General features: G+C 66.5%; 1 protein-coding gene. It reads left to right on the top strand.

Going from position 1 to position 424, the window contains the following annotated elements; genetic code table 11:
- Positions 1–424 (top strand): ABC transporter substrate-binding protein (locus AC1DHL_RS29965; RefSeq protein ID WP_478164363.1); only part of this gene is annotated, 424 nt, incomplete at both ends.

Here is a 424-nt window from a genome sequence, read left to right as displayed (position 1 = left end):
GGCCAGCAAGGCCCAGGTGGTGGCGCTGGCCAACGGCGGCGGCGACACCATCAACGCCATCAAGGCGGCCAACGACTTCGGCCTGCCGCGCAACCAGACCCTGGTGGGCCTGCTGATGACCATCAGCGACGTGCACAGCCTGGGCCTGAAGCTGACGCAGCGCATGAAGCTGACCGATGCCTGGTACTGGGACCTGAACCCGCAGACGCGCGAGTTCGGCGCCCGCTTCTTCGCCCGCATGAAGCGCATGCCGAACATGGTGCATGCCGGCACGTACTCGGCCGTGCTGCAGTACCTGAAGGCCGTGCAGGCGGCAGGCAGCGACGATTCGGACGCCGTGATGGCGGCGCTGAAGAAGGCCAAGATCAACGACGCGTTCGCCAAGAACGGCTACATCCGCGCCGACGGCCGCATGATGCATGAC

The sequence above is a fragment of the Variovorax sp. 10L426 genome (genome assembly GCF_056395305.1).
Note: the sequence above shows the minus strand (reverse complement) of the source record. Positions and strands in the feature narration are given on the sequence as shown.